Here is a 3,151-nt window from a genome sequence, read left to right on the forward strand (position 1 = left end):
ACATCAGCAGTTTGTGCGTAGTGATGGTTTTCAAGGCGTCGTTGGCCTGTTTCCAAAAATCAAAAGGAACAAAATCGGCAGCATCACAACGGAAACCATCGATATTGGCATTGTAAACCCAATACTGCATAGCATCGATCATGGCTTTGCGCATATCCTGGTTATCATAGTTAAGGGCGGCAACATCTGTCCAGTTGGTACCGGTAGGCGGAATGATATTACCGCTTGCATCCTGTTTGTACCAGCTTTTGTTGCTGATCCAGGCGTTATCCCATGAGGTATGGTCGGCAACCCAATCCAGTATTACAGCCATGTTTTTATTATGCGCGGCATCTACCAAAGCTTTCAGATCATCCATGTTGCCAAACTCGGGGTTAACAGCTTTGTAATCCTTCACAGCATAAGGCGAGCCTAAGCCTCCGGCAGATTTCAGTAAACCAACCGGGGTAACCGGCATCAGGTAAACCACGTTTACGCCTAACGCTTTAATTGAATCTAAACGGGCGGTAACACCTTTCAATGAGGCATCGGTGCTAAAGGCCCGGATATTCACCTGGTAAATAATGGCATCCTGCGGACTGGGCACATTGGCAAAGGGAGTACCATATTGGGTATACGGTGTACTGTTTACCGGCGTGCTGTTGCTATCTTTTTTACAGAAACTCAATAACGAAACAAGGCAAATAAGCAGGGCATTGATCATGATAGTACGGGTGGTTTTAAATTTCATCTCATCAGAAATTAAAGTAAGGCAGCACCCCGCGGTGCCGCCTTACCATGATTAGTTTTTATGTAAAGTGTACTTGTAATTATTAGGATCGTGCAGATCGAGCGTGATGGTATAATTACCGCTCGATGGCACGCTCAGGTTATCCAAATTACCATTGTAGCCATACACCGGGCTATCGGCATAGGTTAGCTTCCCGGTATCTTTGGTGATACCGAAATCGATATTCCAGGCATTGTTAGCCCTGAACTTGAATGAGCCTGATGATAGCATATCGCAGGTTAATGTCCAAACCTGTTTGCTTGCGTCGTAGGTCATTTGGGTGTCGGTACTCCATCCTCCCGGCGAAGCATCCCCCAGAATACTCCAGGTGGTTTTTGTATATGTCCAGGTGAGGTTATTGGTATTGGCCGATAGTTCGTAATAGCCAGCTTCCGGCAATACCAGGTCACCGGCTAAACCATCTGTTGATAATTTGCCATCACCGGCGTAGCCGTAGTTGATATGGTTCCAGTCTTTATCACTTGTAAATTTGAAGTGATAGGTGCCCCCTGCCGGGAAGTACACATAACCCTCATAAATTTTGTTGGACTGTAAAGCCACAACCGAAGGTGCGGTACTCGGCAACCAGCCCTGGTAATCGCCCGGAACATATAATGCCGGGAAACCGGTAAACACCTGGTAAGGGCTTATGGTTACTGCAAGGCCCTTGGTATAGGCGTTCCTGTCCTGTGTGGCCTGGGTCCTGAATACGAGTTTTCCTGTTGTGTTGGGCTCAACACCCATAGAAATAGCAAGTGTGTTCAAATCCGACCCTTTGTATGATTTGGAAAGTACGTCATCGCCCACAACGATGTTTTTGGCATTTGCCCAGGCTGTGGTGCCCACGGTATCAGCCGGAACATCAACCTGTAAAGTATAGGTTACCGAAGCCTTGATGGGGTAAACAACCGCGGGCCATGAAAAGGTAATTACCGAAGCATCATCAGTAGCAACCGAAAGAGTCACAGTTCCGGTTGATGCCTTGATGGACGAATCAAAACCTACAGGTTGGAGTACGGTTAATTTGGCATCCTTTTTACAGGCAATGGCCATGCAGGATACCAGTATTATGCTGAAATTGATTAATTTTTTCATAATGTGATAGGATTTAGTAGCCTGGATTTTGTTTTAAGCCGGGGTTAGAATTAAGCGCACTGGTAGGTATCGGGAACAGTTTCCTGAAATCGCCTACGGCAGGTACAAAACCATGAGCCAGGGTAAACTTGTTAAACCTGATCATATCCTGCCTACGGTGGCCTTCCCAGTTTAGTTCAAAACCGCGCTCGTCATAAACGTTATCAAGCGTTGGGCTGGCCGATAAGGCACTTAAACCAGCACGTACCCTCACCTGGTCAACAAATGGTTTGGCCGCCGCCGCGTTACCCAAACGCACATTACATTCGGCCTGCATTAACAGGATATCGGCATAACGGTAGATCGGGAAATCGTTTGATTCGCCGCTGCCATCGGCCGGTTTAACCGGGAAGAACTTGATATCGCGGATGCCTTCATTGGGGCCTGCGCCGGGATTATCCAGCGAAGTCACATCAGCAGTATAAGTAACACCGCCGGCCTGTGAGCCAACTAAAAATTGTTTCCTGCGGATATCGTTCGCATCAAACTTGTCATAGTATTCTTTAGGAATAATGGTACCATTCCAGCCGCTGAACCCGATCAGTGCCAAACCATTGGCTCCATTCAGGCTCCTGATGGTGTAAATATTGCGCGATACAATATTTTCGGTAACATAAATAGCCAGGATGGTTTCATCATCGGGCAACTTATCGCCAAAAAGCTCATAATACTGGTAACCAACCGGGCTTGCGGCGTTAGCAGCACCGGGATGCAGCGAATAACCGCCCGATGCTACCTTGTTACAGGCAGCAAGGCATTCGTTCCATTTTGGAGTACCTGTATATACTTCGGCATTTAAGTAAACTTTAGCCAATAAAGTGTAGCCTGCCCATTTGTTGAAACGGCCATAGTAAACACCACCCTTGGTTTCAGATAGCTTGTCAACGTTTTCGGTCAATTCCTTTACTATGAAATCATAAACATCCTTGCGTTTTGCCTGCGGGATTTTATCAACCGTTACATTGTTATCGGTGTAAAATGGCACATCGCCAAAATCATCTATCAGCAAATAGTAAAACCAAGCGCGCAATACTTTAGCCTCTGCAATTTTTGATTCATCGGCTTTGGCCTGTGTTAACTGATCAATAGCCAGGTTGGCTGTATAAACCGATTTGTAAAGCCAGCTCCAGGTGTTGCCGATGATAGATGCACTTGGCAGCCATTGGCGCTGATATAGCTGGGCAAAGTCAAGCTGCCAGTCGCCGGTGTTGCGGTGTGGGATCACCTGCTCGTCCGATGAAAAGGAGT

General features: G+C 46.8%; 3 protein-coding genes. All 3 read right to left on the reverse strand.

Going from position 1 to position 3,151, the window contains the following annotated elements:
- The coding region (locus tag VF500_RS22330) for an alpha-amylase family glycosyl hydrolase (protein ID WP_330861795.1) at positions 1–730 on the reverse strand (730 nt) is incomplete at its 3' end.
- A gap of 51 nt (positions 731–781) precedes the next feature.
- Positions 782–1,864, reverse strand: coding sequence for a SusE domain-containing protein (locus VF500_RS22335; RefSeq protein WP_330861796.1), 1,083 nt, complete (start codon positions 1,862–1,864; stop codon positions 782–784).
- 13 nt (positions 1,865–1,877) lie between these two features.
- Positions 1,878–3,151: RagB/SusD family nutrient uptake outer membrane protein (locus tag VF500_RS22340; protein WP_330861797.1), on the reverse strand; the 1,274-nt coding region annotated here is incomplete at its 5' end.

Origin of the sequence: Mucilaginibacter sp. (assembly GCF_036383575.1) — a bacterium.
GTDB lineage: Bacteria > Bacteroidota > Bacteroidia > Sphingobacteriales > Sphingobacteriaceae > Mucilaginibacter.

What these genes read in the sequence shown, in the direction of transcription:
- VF500_RS22335 (WP_330861796.1), bottom strand. Translation starts at nt 1,864, where the DNA reads ATGAAAAAATTAATCAATTTCAGCATAATACTGGTATCCTGCATGGCC.